Annotated in this window: 10 protein-coding genes; 6 read left to right on the top strand and 4 right to left on the bottom strand. The window is 55.8% G+C overall.

What is annotated here, in order from left to right:
* Positions 1 to 13: 13 nt before the first annotated feature.
* The 3 genes from ACFSW5_RS13455 to ACFSW5_RS13445 are packed head-to-tail and all read right to left on the bottom strand — an operon-like array spanning position 14 to position 4,425.
* Positions 14 to 607, bottom strand: coding sequence for a uracil-DNA glycosylase (locus tag ACFSW5_RS13455; protein ID WP_379273784.1), 594 nt, complete (start codon positions 605 to 607; stop codon positions 14 to 16).
* Positions 604 to 1,389 (bottom strand): DUF72 domain-containing protein, encoded by a 786-nt coding sequence (locus tag ACFSW5_RS13450; protein WP_379273782.1) that lies wholly within the window; start codon positions 1,387 to 1,389, stop codon positions 604 to 606. The genes ACFSW5_RS13455 and ACFSW5_RS13450 overlap by 4 nt, the downstream gene beginning before the upstream one ends.
* A 3-nt stretch (positions 1,390 to 1,392) precedes the next feature.
* Complete coding sequence (locus ACFSW5_RS13445; RefSeq protein ID WP_379273780.1) at positions 1,393 to 4,425, bottom strand: DNA polymerase III subunit alpha; 3,033 nt, start codon at positions 4,423 to 4,425, stop codon at positions 1,393 to 1,395.
* A gap of 262 nt (positions 4,426 to 4,687) precedes the next feature.
* Here ACFSW5_RS13445 and ACFSW5_RS13440 point away from each other — a divergent pair, with 262 nt between their 5' ends.
* The 4 genes from ACFSW5_RS13440 to ACFSW5_RS13425 all read left to right on the top strand — a co-directional run bounded on the left by ACFSW5_RS13440 (position 4,688) and on the right by ACFSW5_RS13425 (position 8,698).
* Positions 4,688 to 5,155 (top strand): PCYCGC motif-containing (lipo)protein, encoded by a 468-nt coding sequence (locus tag ACFSW5_RS13440; protein ID WP_379273778.1) that lies wholly within the window; start codon positions 4,688 to 4,690, stop codon positions 5,153 to 5,155.
* A 193-nt stretch (positions 5,156 to 5,348) separates the two neighbouring features.
* The gene (locus ACFSW5_RS13435; protein WP_379273776.1) at positions 5,349 to 5,549 is read left to right on the top strand and encodes a cation transporter; all 201 of its coding nucleotides are present in this window, start codon (positions 5,349 to 5,351) and stop codon (positions 5,547 to 5,549) included.
* Positions 5,550 to 5,605: 56 nt separating this feature from the next.
* Entirely contained in the window at positions 5,606 to 8,044 is a 2,439-nt protein-coding gene (locus ACFSW5_RS13430) for a heavy metal translocating P-type ATPase (protein ID WP_379273774.1), read from the top strand.
* Positions 8,045 to 8,065: 21 nt separating this feature from the next.
* A complete protein-coding gene (locus tag ACFSW5_RS13425; protein WP_379273772.1) occupies positions 8,066 to 8,698 on the top strand; it encodes a nitrite reductase in 633 nt (210 codons plus the stop codon).
* 115 nt (positions 8,699 to 8,813) lie between these two features.
* Here ACFSW5_RS13425 and pdxR read toward each other — a convergent pair whose 3' ends face one another.
* Positions 8,814 to 10,262, bottom strand: a complete 1,449-nt coding sequence (gene pdxR, locus ACFSW5_RS13420; RefSeq protein WP_379273770.1) for a MocR-like pyridoxine biosynthesis transcription factor PdxR — start codon at positions 10,260 to 10,262, stop codon at positions 8,814 to 8,816.
* 130 nt (positions 10,263 to 10,392) lie between these two features.
* On the opposite strand from pdxR, the gene ACFSW5_RS13415 reads away from it, so the two are divergent.
* The gene (locus ACFSW5_RS13415) at positions 10,393 to 11,322 is read left to right on the top strand and encodes a GNAT family N-acetyltransferase (protein WP_379273768.1); all 930 of its coding nucleotides are present in this window, start codon (positions 10,393 to 10,395) and stop codon (positions 11,320 to 11,322) included.
* Positions 11,323 to 11,508: 186 nt separating this feature from the next.
* Positions 11,509 to 13,758, top strand: coding sequence for an AAA family ATPase (locus tag ACFSW5_RS13410; RefSeq protein ID WP_379273766.1), 2,250 nt, complete (start codon positions 11,509 to 11,511; stop codon positions 13,756 to 13,758).
* The last annotated feature ends 4 nt before the right edge of the window (positions 13,759 to 13,762 follow it).

The following is a 13,762-nucleotide window of genomic DNA, read 5'->3' as shown; positions in this document are numbered from 1 at the left end:
GGCAAAGGGATGCTCATCCATCCCCTTGCTCCCGTAAAGCGGCTGCTGCTGCGGCAAGATCCTGCTTCAGCAGCTCTCTTTTTTGCTCGTCGCGGAAGACGGCGGACGGATGGAACGCAGGCATGATCCGCATTCCGTCCTTTTCCAGCCATACGCCGCGTTTCTCCGTAATTTTCGCTTTGCGGTCCACCGTTGCGTGCAAAGCGATGCTTCCGAGACAGACGATGATCGCCGGGCGGATCAGCTCGATTTGGCGGAGCAGGACGGGGAGCGCTTCTTGCACCTCCGACGCCCGCGGCGTCCGGTTGCCCGGCGGTCTCGTTTTCAACACATTGGTCAAATAAGCTTCTTCTCTCCGAATGCCCGCCTTCTGCAAATATTTGTCCAGCAGCCTTCCCGCATTGCCGACGAACGGCCGTCCGCTTTCGGCTTCTTTCTCCCCCGGAGCTTCGCCGATCAGCAGCAGGCGGGAGCGCTCCGGCCCTTCGCCGAATACGAGCAGCTCGCCCGGTTCCGGAATAAACAGTTCCCGGCATAAAGCCTGCAATTGTTCCAGTGTGCCGATCTTCTCCAGCTCGGCGGATAGATCCGGAGCGGCGACGGTCATGTCGGCACCTCCTCTTTCTGCAGCATTTCCCTCAGCATTCTGCCGTTGATGACGGCTTGCGCCCGGTAATGGTTGTTCATGCTGACGAACGTTTTCTCCGTTCGATCGGCCAGCTTGCGGATATTGGGAACCCAGTCCGCCAGCTCGTTCTCGCTGTAAAGATAGTTGTACCGCTCATGCGGTTCATCGTGATGCCACCATTTCTTATAATTTCGGCCGTGAAACCGGATGTAGCCGATTTGGCTTGTCGCCCGGATGACCGGCGGAACCAGCGTTTTAAACTGCGGCTCGTCGACGCAGACGTATCCGAGCCCTTCATCCTCGAGCAAGTCGAAAATTCGCTCGTCGATCCATTCCTCGTGGCGGAATTCGATAACGACCGGGATGTCTCCCATCAGCTCCTTGAACTCCTTCAAGTAGTCGCGGTTCTCGTCCCGGTTGCGGAAGCTGGTCGGAAACTGGGCCAGCACGCAGCCGAGCCGTTCCGCCTCCGTCAGCGGTTTCAGCGCTTCCTTGAAATCGCGGAAATGCTGCTCGTTGTCCTCCCGCTTATGGGTCATTCCCCGATAGGCTTTAATGACGAACTGAAAATGCTCGGGTGTTTTCTCCCGCATATGATACAGCATGAAACGGTTCGGCATCGCGTAAAACGACGAGTTGACCTCCGTAAACGCAAATTCCTTGGCGTAATAGGACAGCCTTTCCTTTTTATCCAAGCCTTCCGGGTAAAAAACGCCCTTCCAGTCTTCATAGCTGTAGCCCGCCGTGCCGATCAGAAGCATGGTTTAACCTCCAAGCGCCTTGATTTTCTCCGCAACGACATGATATTGTCCGTTCCGCATCCGAACGACGCCCTCCAGTAATATGCCCTTCGGATTTAGTTCGTATAAGAAATTTTCGTACGTTTCGGGATAAACGACGGCTTCGATCATTTCGGTATGGTCCTGCAAAACAAGCGTCAGCATATATCGTCCCGAGCCCGTCGGATAGCGCCTGCTATGAATGACGGTGCCGCAAATGCGCACGCGCGAATGATCGGCGGCATGGGCCAAAGCCTCAATCGGCACGACGCTGTAGCGGCTCGAGAATTGCTCCCACTTTCGGGTCGGCAGCCGCTCCAGCGTATATCCGAGCAGCTCTTTTTCCATTTTTCTTTTTTCCGCGTCGGTAAATTCGTTGGCCGCTTCGCTCTCTGCCGCTGCCGGATGGATTCCGTTCAAAGACGCGATCATCTCCCGCCGGCTTCGTCCCATTCGGTCGCAGGCCCCCGAGGCGATCCATGCTTCGAGTACGGGCTTCTTGATCCGGCTTGCTTTCATCCGGTCCATCCATTCCCGAAAAGTGCGAAATTCGCCGTTCTGAATTCGGCAGCGCAGCAAAGCTCCCACGGATTCGTGTCCGGCGCCCCGGACGGCGTCAAGGCCGATGCGGACTCCTTCAGCTTCGGCCTGGAATCCGAACCCGCTGCGGTTAATGTCGGGACCGAGCAAGGTAAGCCCCAATCTGGAAACTTCCCGCAAGTAGACGGTTTTGTCGTAATAGCCGCCTTCGCCGCTCAACAAAGCGGCCATATAATCTTTCGGGAAATGCGTTTTCAAATAAACGGTCCAATAAGCCAAATAAGCATAGGATACGCTATGGGCTTTATTAAAGCTGTAGCCGGCAAACCGGGCCAAAAAATCGAACACTTCGATGGCGGCGTTTGCCGCAACGCCTCGTTGCTCCGCTCCCCGAACGAACCGTTCGCGATGGCGGCGAAGCGCTTCGACCGATTTGGCCGCCAGCGCCCGCCGGAGCGAATCCGCTTCGCCCATGGAGCAGCCGGAAACCGCGTGAGCGACGGCCATAACCTGCTCCTGATACAGAATCAAGCCGTATGTCGGCGAAAGAATCGAGCGAAGCTCCGGCATCACGTTATATGGTTCCTCGCCCAGGCGCCGCTTTAAATAGGTTTCCACAATTCCTTCGTTCCACGCGCCGGGCCGGTATAAAGCGAGCAGATCGGCCAGGTCGGAGACGCTTTGCGGCCGAAGCCTTCTCATCAGCCGGCGGATTCCCATGCTTTCCAGTTGAAAGCAGCCAAGCGTTTCGCCTATGCCGATCGCGCGGAACGTATTCGGATCGTCGAGCGGGATAGCGCCCGCTTCGAGGCTTATGCCCGTCCGTTCATGAATCGACGCCAGCGTATCGGAGATGACGGTAAGGTTACGCAGGCCAAGCAAATCGATTTTAAGCAAACCAAGCGCCTTAATGTCTTCTTTATTGAATGTCGTCATGATCTCGCCGTTCGCCCTCCGCTGCAGAGGGATCGTGCGCCCCAAGCGGTCGTCCCCGACGATAATCCCCGAAGGATGGGCGGAGTGAGAGCGGGGAAGCCCTTCAAGCCTCTCCGCCAGGCGGAACAGCGATCGGTACGGTTCTTGGCGGAGAGGAAGCCGCTGCAATTCCGGCAAGGTCCGCAGGCAGTGGCGGATACCGCCTTGGCCGGAGAAAGGGGGAAGGAGCTTCGCCAGCACGCCGATTTGTCGATTCGAAAGGTTGAGGTAAGCTCCCGCTTCCCGAACCGCCCCTCTGGCCCCGAATGTGTTCAGTACCCCGAGGTGGGCGATTCGGTCCGCTCCGTATTTGCTTTTGACGTATTGCAGCAGCTCGTGCCGCCTTCTCTGACAAACGTCGATATCGATATCGGGCAGATCGGCGCGGTCCGGGCTTAAAAACCGCTCGAAGGCGAGGCCGTGCAGAAGCGGGTTAATCTCCGTGATGCCAAGCAGATGAGCGACCAGGCTTCCGGCGGCGGAGCCTCTGCCGGGTCCGACCGGAATGTTCCGGCTGCGGGCGTAAGCGACAATATCCCATACAATGAGGAAATAATCGGACAAGCCGCGATTCTCGATAACTTCCAGTTCCCGGTTCATTCGCTCTTCCGCCGCATGGCGGCTTGAATCGAATCGCCGCCGCAAGCCTTCCAGGCATAAACGGCGCAGTTGTTCATCCGCACATCCGTTTGATGCAGCAGGTCCTGCAGCCGGAAAACGGGGAATGCGGTAAGCTTCCTGTTTCGGCTCGAACCGGCAGCGCACGGCGATCCGGATCGTATTGGCCAAGGCCTCGGGAAGATGGCGGAATTTAGCTTCCATTTCATGCGGAGAGGGGAGGTAGAACGGTCCTGCCGACAGCGGGGAAGCTTGGGAGCCGCTTCTTTTTGTCTCGAGCAGATGAAGCAGCGGCGCGTCTTCGGAGACGAGATAATGCACGTCGTGGGTGGCCGCAAGCGGGATATTTAACTCTTCGGACAATTCAACGATTCGCTTGATCAAGTCGTCGTCGCCCGGCAAGCCGTGGTGCTGAACCTCCAGAAAAAAATTGTCCTTGCCGAACCATTCGGCAAATTGCATGGCTTGATGCCGGGCCAGATCCGTCCGGCCGCTTCGAAGCAGGCGGTGGATTCTTCCGGTTCTGCCGCCGCAGAGCGCAATAATGTCGCCATGCGCGGCCGGCGGCCGGAACGCGCCGCGGTTCAATTGCTCGACGATCAGCTCGTAGCCCCGTTCGCTGGCGGCGAGCATAATAAGCGAATCCGGCGATTCGCCGGCTTCGATCGGCATTTCGCACCCGACGATCGGGCGTATGCCTTGCTCCCGGGCAAGCCGGCAGAACGGAACGATTCCGTTCACGACCTTCTTATCGGTTATCGCCAGCGCTTGCATTCCCCAAGCGGCAGCCTGCCGCACCAGTTCCTCCAGGCGGCATGACGCTTCCAGCAGACTATATTCCGTATGAACGTGCAGATGCACGAAGCTTGTCCCGGTGTTATCCATCTCAGCTCTCCTCCGAACGGGAACGTTTGTTTCTATCTTATCGGGGGAGAGAGGGCGTTGTCTATTGGAGGTTGTTTCCTGTACCGATAAACAGCATGACGGCCAGCAGCGAAACGGAAGTTCAGCAGCATTGGGAAATAGAGAACATGAAGCGAAGCGTAGGGGCTCTTTTTGTTCAGTCCGGCGCATTAGCAGATGGGTAACAAGTTTGTCCAAACTATGTTATATTTGTCATAATGAACTTGCCAGAGGTGAACGGGATATGAGAGCTTGGCTAGCCATCGCGATGATTTCCTTATTAATGACCGGCTGCGGCGAACAACAGAAGGCGTATGAGAACCATTCCCATGCAACGGGCGATATCCAAGAAACGACGGCATCCATAGAGGTATTGCCGACATTTCTGGACGGACTTCATGACAATATCGGCAAAGTCTATGCCATAGCGGGTCAAAACGCCGAGCTGCTCGATTGGATTCCTTGCTATTGCGGCTGCGGGGAAAGCGCGGGACATTTAAGCAACAAAAATTGTTTTATCAAAGCTGTACATGACGACGGTTCGGTCGTATGGGACGATCATGGGACCCGCTGCGGCGTATGCATGGAAATTGCAATTCAAGCGGCAAAGATGAAAGAAGAAGGCAAGTCCGTAAAAGAAATTCGGACGCTGATCGATGCGGCGTACAAAGAAGGCTACGCTGCGCCAACGAAGACCCCGATGCCGGTCTAAAGCCGGTAAATTTGTCATTTCAGGCTGCCAATTGCTTGGCGGCCTGTTTGTTTTTTGGCGTTAAGAAGATAGCCAAACCAAGCTCCATTGATCGTTTATAAAATACCCTACAAGGGTATAGTAAAAAATGATTGACATACATACCCTAGGGGGGTATACTAAAAACAAACCTCAACACAAGGAGTGTTATTTTATGAAAACAGTAACTTTGGAAGTAAACGGAATGAGCTGCCAGCATTGCGTAAATTCTATAGAAGGCGCATTAAAGCAAATCGGGGCGGAAGGAAAAGTTCATTTATCGGGCGGCACCGTCGACGTTCGTTATGACGAAGGCAAAGTGACGCTTCAAACGATAAAAGAAACGATTGAAGAACAAGGTTATGACGTCGTCTGATCGCGATTGTTCTCATGATACGATTTCAGACCATTATTATTGGGAGATGAATGCACATGCAGGAGACGGAGCTTCACGACGAGAAACAGACGACGTTGCAAATAACGGGCATGACTTGCGCCGCTTGCGCGAATCGGATTGAAAAGGGCTTAAGCAAAATCGAAGGCGTTACTTCGGCAAACGTGAACTTTGCCCTTGAGAAAGCTAGCATTGTATATGATCCGGAGAAAGCAAAGGTGCATGATTTCGAGGAAAAAATTCAACAGCTGGGGTACGGCACCGCAAAAGAAACGGTGGAATTCCGGTTGGAAGGCATGACCTGCGCCGCTTGCGCCAACCGCATTGAGAAGGGATTAAACCGATTGCCGGGGGTAAGCAAGGCAACCGTCAATTTTGCGATGGAAACCGCGTTTGTCGAATATTCACCCGGGGAAGTTTCGGTTCAAGATATGCAGCGGAAAGTCGAGCAGCTGGGCTATAAAGCCGTTACGGAAAAAGAAACGGAAGGACAGCCCGATCATCGCGAAAAAGAGATCCGTTCGCAAAAATATAAACTGATCATTTCGGCCGTGCTTTCTTTGCCGCTGCTATGGAGCATGGTTTCCCACTTCTCGTTTACGTCCTGGATTTATGCGCCCGACATTCTGATGAATCCGTGGTTTCAGCTAGTTCTTGCGACGCCCGTGCAGTTTTATATCGGACGTCAGTTTTATGCCGGGGCTTATAAAGCGCTTCGCAACGGAAGCGCCAATATGGACGTTTTGATCGCTTTGGGGACATCCGCAGCTTATTTCTACAGCCTGTATTTAACCGTCGACTGGTATATGGCCGGCGCATCGATTCACCATGGACCTTCCTTGTATTATGAAACAAGCGCGATTCTCATCACGCTGGTCATTATGGGCAAGCTGTTCGAATCGCTCGCGAAAGGGCGCACGTCCGAAGCGATCAAGTCGTTAATGGGATTGCAAGCCAAAACCGCCCGCGTCATCCGCGAAGGGGAGGAGCTTGCGATTCCGGTTGAAGAAGTGTTGGCCGGAGATATTGTCATCGTGCGCCCCGGCGAAAAAGTACCCGTTGACGGCGAGGTAATCGAAGGAAGCTCCTCGATCGACGAGTCCATGCTGACAGGCGAAAGCATTCCCGTCGAGAAAAAAGCCGGCGACCCCGTTATCGGGGCAACCGTCAACAAAAACGGGATGCTGAAAGTTAAAGCGACCAAAGTCGGGAAAGAAACGGCGCTATCTCAAATCATCAAAGTCGTGGAGGAGGCGCAAGGCTCAAAGGCGCCGATCCAGCGCGTGGCCGACATCATTTCCGGTATTTTCGTGCCCATAGTCGTCGGGATTGCGATCGCTGCCTTTTTGGTCTGGTTTTTCTTTGTCGCGCCGGGCGATTTTGCGGAAGCTCTCGAGAAGGCGATTGCGATATTGGTTATTGCTTGCCCGTGTGCGCTTGGTCTGGCGACTCCGACCTCGATTATGGCCGGCTCCGGCCGGGCGGCGGAACTCGGCATCTTGTTTAAGGGCGGCGAGCATTTGGAACAAACGCACAAGATCGATACGATTATCCTCGACAAGACGGGAACCGTAACGAAAGGCAAGCCGGAGCTGACCGATGTCATTACGGATAAAGACGAGTCCGAATTTCTTCGTCTCGTAGGAGCAGCGGAAAAAAATTCGGAGCACCCGCTTGCGGAAGCCATTGTTCAAGGCGTCAAGGCCAAGGACATATCATTGCCGGATATCGAGTCGTTCGAAGCGATTCCGGGATTCGGCATTAGAGCGACCGTCGAGAACAAAGAGATTGTTGTAGGAACCCGCCGCTTGCTCGAAACGCATCGTATTGACGCGCAAGCCGCTTATGAAGCGATGGCGCGTCTCGAAGAAGACGGAAAGACCGCCATGCTCGTCGCGATCGATAAACAGTATGCGGGGATCGTGGCCGTGGCCGACACCGTGAAAGAAACATCGAAATCGGCGGTCAGCCGTTTAAAGGAAATGGGCATTCAAGTCATTATGATTACGGGCGATAACGAACGGACGGCCAAGGCGATCGCGGAGCAAGTGGGAATCGAACACGTCCGTGCGGAAGTGCTTCCGGAAGGAAAAGCGGAGGAAGTCAAGAAGCTTCAGCGTGAAGGCAAAATAGTCGCCATGGTCGGAGACGGCATCAACGACGCTCCCGCCCTTGCGACCGCCGATATCGGCATGGCCGTCGGCACGGGGACGGACGTCGCCATGGAAGCTGCGGATGTCACCCTGATGCGCGGCGATCTGTCCAGCATTCCGGACGCCATCTATATGAGCCGGAAGACGATGGCGAACATTAAGCAAAACTTGTTCTGGGCGCTCGGCTATAACTCGCTGGGGATTCCGATTGCCGCAATCGGCTTGCTCGCTCCGTGGGTGGCGGGGGCGGCTATGGCTCTAAGCTCCGTATCCGTCGTACTCAATGCCCTGCGGCTGCAGCGCGTCAAGATTCGCAACACTTAAACGCGAATAGGAGGGTAACGAATGGATGAACGGATCAAAATTGCGGTGTCTTCTCCCGTGCAAGTAGGCGGCAATATAATGTCGCCGGAACAATTGGTTGCGATCGGAACGCTGATCGGGCCGGAGGGCAAAATCGAAATTACTCCATTCAGACAGCTGTATGCGGAAATACCGGCTCATCGAGAGCGCGAGATTGCCGAACGGCTTCGAGAGGCCGGACTGGAAGTGAACCCTTCCGGCTTTACGACGAAAAGCCTTATCGCATGCAACTTTTGCAAAGGGGCGGAGGAGGCGGGACTGGACATTGCGCGGCAGATCGACGCAGCCGTTGCGGGCATTCCGACGCCGGCTCCCCTGAAAGTCGGATATGCCGGCTGCGCGCTTGGTACGAGCGAACCGCTGCTTAAAGATATCGGTATCGTCAAAATGCGGAATACGTTTGATCTATATGCCGGGGGAGACCCAAAAGGAATTAAACCGTCTTTTGCCCGGCTTGTGCTAACGGGATTGACGGAGCAAGATCTTGTTCCCGCCGTCCTTAAACTGATCGATTATTATAAGGAATACGCGAAGGGAAAAGAGAAATTCAGCAAGTTTGTGAACCGGGTGTCGATCGAGCGGCTGTTTCTTATTGTGAGCCGAACGATCCGATAACTTGCCTGAATCGTCGCGATATAGTCAGCGTAGCAAACAGATGTATAGAACTTGTGAAGAAGAAGAAAAAAGCAACCGACGACTATTGGCTTGGTCATACAGCCCGGCGGTCCGGTCACCGGCGCGAGGCAAGGCCGCGGATCAAGCCCGCCAGCTTCGCCATCCCTTTCCTCATATCGGATACCGACGCATAGGCGTAGGACAACCGGAGATGGCAGTCATCGTCTCCGTCGTACAGATGGCCGGGGTTCAATAGAATCCCGGCCTTCAAGGCATCCTCGAACAACTCGCGGAGCGAAAGACCCTGAGGCAGACGGAGCCAAACATAAAAGCCTCCCGCCGGTTTAACCCATTCCGCTATTCCTTCGAACTCGGTTCTTAGCAGCTCTTCCGCCAAATCCCTCCGGTCTCGCAAGGACGAACGCATTTGGCCGAGATGCTCGGCGTACAGTCCGCTGGATAGCCATTCTGCTGCCGCCCATTGCGACAGCGAGCTGGAGCCGTAATCGGTCTGCATTTTAATGTCCGCCAAACGGTCGATAACCGTTTCGGAACCCGCAATCCATCCGATGCGCAGCCCCGGGCTTAACGCTTTGGAGAAACTGCCGATATAGAGAACGCTTCCGTTGTTGTCCATCGCCTTCAGAGGTTTCGGAGGAGGCGAATCCAGCCACAGCTCCCGGTATACGTCATCCTCGACGACCGGGAGCTGCTCTTCTTCGCAGATCTTTAACAGCAGCTTTCTTTTCTCGACGGGCATTACGGTCCCCGTCGGATTATGGAACGTTGGATTCGTGTAAAGGAGCGAGGCGTTTTGCCGTTTCCTATGCTTTCTTAAAGCAAGAAGCTGCAAGCCGGTTGCATCCATTGGAAGGCCGAACAACCGGATGCCGGACGACGGGAACACGTTGAGGGAGCTCAAGTAGGACGGTTTCTCGAGCAATACCGTCGAACCTCTTCGGAGCAAGCCGACGGATATAAGCTGAAGCGCCTGAAGCGCGCCGGACACGATCAGGATGGAGGACGGCGATACCGAGATCCCTAACGTTTTCATATAAGCGCTTAGCTGCTCCCTTAACGGATATAACCCTTTTTCTTCCTCGTAGCCGAGCGATCGGATGCGAGAAGGGAGCCGCTTCAAAACGCGGGCCATCATTTCCCGGGGAAACAGCTCCGGCGAAGGCTCGCCCGTCCCCAGCCGAATGATATGGGGAAGCGGCTCCGCCTTATGGATGTCCTGAACGGTGGGCAAATTCGGAATATGTATGCTTTTTTTGACATAGCTGCTCCAATCGGGAGGCGGCTGTTCGGAAAACAGCGACCACGTATTGTTTTTAACCCGCGTGCCCTTGCCGCTTTTCCTTTCGAGAAGCCCTTCGGCGATCAACTCGTCGAATGCCGTGACTACCGTGCTTCGATTCACTTCGAACCGTTCGGCAAGCTTTCGCTGCGACGGAATTTTCATGCCGACCGTCCATTGTCCCGTCTCGATTTTGTTTTTAATATAGTCTTTTATTTGCAAATAGAGGGGCGTTTCGCCGGCTTTATCGGGCTTCCACTCCATGTAAGTCTATCACCTCCATCCCATTATATGAAATGGTTGGTCGAATAACAATTGAATTGGATGGTTTCCCGTGCCGCTCCGTCCTGTAAGATGGGAAGCGAATCCATTGAAATAAAGGAGAGGTATGATCGTGGAAAGCGTAGAGAAAGGCTGGACCGTCCGGCATCCCCGCTTGGAAGACGCCAGGGAAATAACGGACATGATCGCTTTATGCGATGTGGAGGACTACGGTGTGCCGGACATCACGTTGGAGGATTTACTTGAGGCATGGAGCTTCATCAATTATGAAACCGATGCCTGGGTCGCGATCGCCTCTAACGGGAAGATTGCCGGTTACGCTTTTGTGGAAAAGCGGGGAGCGGACCGGATCGACGGCTGCGTCTTTGAACATCCGGAGTATGCGGATGCGGAAGTCGGTACACAACTGCTGTCACTTGCGGAAGCGAGAGCGGCGCATTATGCCGAGTCAAACGCCGGCATGCGGTTCATCCAGCAGGTCGCTTACGCGAACCAAAAGGCAAGACGGCGGCTTGAATCGGGAGGGTATACGTTCGTACGGCTGTATGAACGGATGGTCGCCGATCTGAACGACCTGCCCGGAGAAGTGGCTTCCCTGCCCGCCGGGCTTATCCTTCGCAGTTTTGTTCCGGACCGGGACGAGCGGGCGTTATACGAGACGTATACCGATTCGTTTCGGGATTGCTGGGGATACTGCCCCGCGGAATATGACGAATGGATAAGGGAGCGTAAAGGAGAACGGTACGATCCGGCCCTTTGGTTCATTGTTTGGGCGGCGGAGAAGCCGGCGGCATTTCTGCTCGGCAACATCCAGGAGGACGGGTTGTTCATCGAGCTGCTTGGCGTAAAACGCGAGTGGAGAGGGAGAGGTATCGGACTTGCGCTTCTGCAGCGCGCGTTTGAAATCGGCCGGAAGCGCGGACAGACGTCGGTCATGTTAAACGTGGATTCGGATAGTCTTACGGGCGCCAATTTCCTATACGCAAAGGCCGGGATGCGTCCTGCGTTTCAAATCGCGCTCTACGCCAAAACGTTAAACTGACAGGAAGTTCGGCTTAGACCCCCGATCGGCGAAGGGGGTGAAAAAAATTCATCCTCCCCAACGGCCGGAAGGTCAGCCATACTAGGCATAGCGAAAACGAAGCGGAGCGTCCGGCGGTTGACAACATGACCTGTCGTCTCGCGCTTTGACGCGAAGTTCGCGGGAGAAGGAGTTTTGGCGGTTATTATGTCCACTAATACTATGGGAATACAGAGGAAAGAAAACTCGTCCGCTCCTTACCAAGATTCGATCGAGCATCTCCATGACGAACTGAGGCGGCTTGATTGGCTGCTGAGCGTTCGGCTTCGGCAGGAGCATGTCCATCGGCAGGCTTATTCCCCGAATCCGATTGGCCGGGGCGATCAATCCGCAGGAACGGGGGAGCAGCCGACCGCGCTAGACAAGGCGGATCTTTCCCGCTCGGAAGCGGAAGAGGAAAGATTCCCGGACGAACCCGACGGGGAGGGCGAGCTTGAGGACAAAATCTCCGGGCGTATAACGGCAAGCTTGCAGGCGGGCATTCCATTGGCCCTTCCGGCGTTGACGCGCATGTTCCGGCTGTCGGCGGCGGAGGAGACGGCGCTCGTCATTTGCGCGGCCTGCGAAATCGATTCTAAATACGGACGGCTGTATGCCCTTTTGCTGGATGACCCGACGCGCAGAAGCCCGACCGTCGATCTGATTGCCAAATTGCTTGGCGACGGCTTGGACGATCTGGCGGCCGCCAGGCGAATGTTCGACCCGGACAGCGGCCTGGTCAAGCACGGATTGGTCGCATTCGCGGAGGAGGATGGCGTGGCCGAAGGCCGGTTGACCAGCCCGCTCCGGGCAGACCCGCGAATCGTTTCCTTCCTTCTCGGTTCGCGGCAGCCGGATGCTCGTTTGGATCCGTATGTGTCGTTAGCGAGCCCGAGGAGGACCGGCGAGGAGGAATCCGGAAGCGCATCGTACCGGGAAACGGCAGCCAGAGCGAAAGAGTATGTTCGCCGCGCTGCGGCTTCCTTCGAGCCCGCGGCTTTTTATTTGCACGGTCCGTACGGCTCCGGCAAAAGAGCGCTCGCCGAAGCCGTCTGCGGCGAACTCGGCATGCCGCTCCTCGTGGCGGACATGGCCGCGATGCGGGAAACGGAGTCCTTCCATTCGCAGGAGAAATTGCTGTTTCTGCTGTTCCGGGAAGCGGCTCTGCAGCAGGCCGCCGTCTGTCTGGAGCACGCGGACGCTCTGTTTGCCCGGGATGAGCGGAGCGGCAGGGCGTTAAACCGGCTTGCCACGCATTTGCGCCGGTTCCCAAGGCCTGCCTTCCTGTTGGGCAGCCAGCCTTGGAGCCCGCCGGAGAGCCTCCGCCTTCCTCATCTGCTTCGGCTCGAAATGCCGGCCTTAAGCCGGCAGGAACGGGCGGCCGTCTGGAAAAGCGAAGCGCGGCGCCACGCCGTAAAGGACGAATCGCTGCTGGAAGAGCTGGCGGACAAATACCGGTTTACCGCCGGGCAAATCCGCGACGTTCTCGCCGAGGCGTCGAGGCTGGCGAAGTGGCGTTCCCCCGCAAGCGGACGGATCGGCTTGGAGGAGCTGGAGGCGGCCTGCAGCGGCCATCTTCATCACCGCCTGCATTTGCTTGCCGACCGGCTCATCCCTTCCGGCGGATTGGACGATCTCGTTTTTACGGATGAACAAAGGCAAAAGCTCAAGGAAGTCGTCCAGCAAGCGAAATACCGGGGCCTTGTTTATCAGGATTGGGGATTCGGCCGCAAGTTTTCCAGAGGGAGAGGGTTAACCGTGCTGCTTCACGGTCCGCCGGGCACCGGCAAAACGTCCGCGGCCGAAGCGCTGGCGGCAGAGGTGCGCCTCGAGCTATACCGGATCGACTTGTCGCAAATCGTGAGCAAATATATCGGCGAAACCGAAAAAAATTTGCAGCAAGTATTTCAAGAAGCGCGAAACAGCAACGCCGTATTGCTGTTCGACGAAGCCGACGCCTTATTCGGCAAGCGGACCGAGGTAAAGGATTCGAACGACCGGCATGCCAATACGGAGATCGCTTATTTGCTGCAGCAGATGGAGGACTACGACGGCGTAACGATGCTCGCGACGAATCTGCTCGGCAATCTCGACGAGGCGTTTATCCGGCGGATGCGCTTCAGCATCGAGTTCCCGCTGCCGGACGAAAGGCTGAGACTTCTGATCTGGCAGGGCATGATTCCGAAGGAAGCGCCCATGGGAGAGGACGTCGATCTGCCGTATCTGGCTTCGGCGCTTAAACTGGCAGGGGGCAGCATCAAAAATATCGTCTTGTCGGCCGCGTTTCTGGCCGCCGCCGACAACCGGCCGATCGGCATGGAGCATTTCGTCCGGGCGGCGCGGAGGGAGCTGGAGAAAATCGGCAAGCTTTGGCGCAAGGAGGACTTTGGCGATTACGCCCGGTTTTTAAATCCGTAAAGGG

Source organism: Paenibacillus thailandensis (assembly GCF_042685365.1).
In the GTDB taxonomy this organism is placed as follows: domain Bacteria; phylum Bacillota; class Bacilli; order Paenibacillales; family Paenibacillaceae; genus Paenibacillus_AP; species Paenibacillus_AP thailandensis.
The sequence above is the reverse complement of the archived record's forward strand: the minus strand, read 5'-3'. Positions and strand labels throughout refer to the sequence as shown.

Bases quoted from the DNA above. Each gene is read 5' to 3' on its own strand.
- ACFSW5_RS13455 (WP_379273784.1), bottom strand. From the start codon at position 607: ATGACCGTCGCCGCTCCGGATCTATCCGCCGAGCTGGAGAAGATCGGC.
- ACFSW5_RS13450 (WP_379273782.1), bottom strand. From the start codon at position 1,389: ATGCTTCTGATCGGCACGGCGGGCTACAGCTATGAAGACTGGAAGGGC.
- ACFSW5_RS13445 (WP_379273780.1), bottom strand. From the start codon at position 4,425: ATGGATAACACCGGGACAAGCTTCGTGCATCTGCACGTTCATACGGAA.
- ACFSW5_RS13440 (WP_379273778.1), top strand. From the start codon at position 4,688: ATGAGAGCTTGGCTAGCCATCGCGATGATTTCCTTATTAATGACCGGC.
- ACFSW5_RS13435 (WP_379273776.1), top strand. From the start codon at position 5,349: ATGAAAACAGTAACTTTGGAAGTAAACGGAATGAGCTGCCAGCATTGC.
- ACFSW5_RS13430 (WP_379273774.1), top strand. From the start codon at position 5,606: ATGCAGGAGACGGAGCTTCACGACGAGAAACAGACGACGTTGCAAATA.
- ACFSW5_RS13425 (WP_379273772.1), top strand. From the start codon at position 8,066: ATGGATGAACGGATCAAAATTGCGGTGTCTTCTCCCGTGCAAGTAGGC.
- pdxR (WP_379273770.1), bottom strand. From the start codon at position 10,262: ATGGAGTGGAAGCCCGATAAAGCCGGCGAAACGCCCCTCTATTTGCAA.
- ACFSW5_RS13410 (WP_379273766.1), top strand. From the start codon at position 11,509: ATGTCCACTAATACTATGGGAATACAGAGGAAAGAAAACTCGTCCGCT.